Genomic DNA, 1,037 nt, shown 5'->3' with positions numbered 1-1,037 from the left:
GAGGAGTTCCAGCTCCACCCCGAACAGTCCACCGACGCCATCGTCATCCACCACCCCGAAGCCAAGTACTTCAACGCAAGGGGCGGCGCCGCATGACGCCGATCTCGTTCGAAGTCTTCCCTCCGCGCACTGCGGCCGGCGAACGTGCCCTCTGGGACGTCATTCGCCGTCTGGAAAGCCTGAATCCTCGCTTTCTCTCCGTCACTTACGGGGCGGGAGGATCCTCTCGCGACCGGACGGCCGACCTCGTCCGGCGTATCGCGACCGAGACCACACTCCGTCCCGTCGCCCACCTCACCGCGGTCGGCCACTCGGTTGCCGAACTGCGCCAGATCATCGGAAGGTACGCGGATGCCGGTGCCCGCGACCTTCTGGTTTTGCGCGGCGACCCTCCCGGCGACCCCCGAGGCAGTTGGGTGCCGCATCCCCAGGGGCTGACGTACGCGAGCGAACTTGTCGAACTGGTGCGGTCCCTGGGCGACTTCACCATCGGCGTGGCCGCCTTCCCCGAGATGCATCCGCGCTCGCCAGACTGGGAATCGGACGTCCGGCACTTCGTGGCGAAGTGCCGGGCAGGTGCCGACTACGCCATCACCCAGATGTTCTTCACGGCTGAGGACTACCTGCGGCTGCGCGACAGGGTTTCGGCCGCGGGCTGCGACATACCGATCATCCCGGAGATCATGCCGGCCACTGACGTACGTCAGATCAGCCGCTTCGCCGAGCTGTCGGGAGCTTCCTTCCCTCCGGCCCTCGCCCGCCGCCTCGAAGCAGCCCGCGACGACCCGGCCGAGGGGCATCGCATCGGGGTGGAGCACGCCACCGCCATGTCGGAGCGTCTTCTGGCCGAGGGCGCCCCGGGACTGCACTGCATCACTTTGAACCGCGCAGCCGCCGCTCTCGACATCCACCGCAATGTAGTTGCCTCAAGGAGCCTCAGTGTCCACTGATCTCACCGATTTCAAGGTCGCCGACCTCTCCCTGGCCGCGTTCGGCCGCAAGGAGATCACGCTCGCCGAGCACGAGATGCCCGGTCT

2 protein-coding genes are annotated in these 1,037 nt (G+C 67.0%); both read left to right on the top strand.

All coding sequences use genetic code 11. The features are described from left to right. Positions 1-92 precede the first annotated feature (92 nt). Positions 93-950, top strand: a complete 858-nt coding sequence (gene metF, locus HZS56_RS37820; RefSeq protein WP_216725326.1) for a methylenetetrahydrofolate reductase [NAD(P)H] — start codon at positions 93-95, stop codon at positions 948-950. Continuing rightward, a partial coding sequence (locus HZS56_RS37815) for an adenosylhomocysteinase (RefSeq protein WP_216725327.1) occupies positions 940-1,037 on the top strand: 98 nt, incomplete at its 3' end. The genes metF and HZS56_RS37815, both read left to right, overlap by 11 nt.

Origin of the sequence: Streptomyces mayonensis (assembly GCF_018982965.1) — a bacterium.
Lineage (GTDB): Bacteria > Actinomycetota > Actinomycetes > Streptomycetales > Streptomycetaceae > Streptomyces > Streptomyces mayonensis.
This window is presented reverse-complemented; position numbering and strand designations above follow the sequence as displayed.

Bases quoted from the DNA above. Each gene is read 5' to 3' on its own strand.
- metF (WP_216725326.1), top strand. From the start codon at position 93: ATGACGCCGATCTCGTTCGAAGTCTTCCCTCCGCGCACTGCGGCCGGC.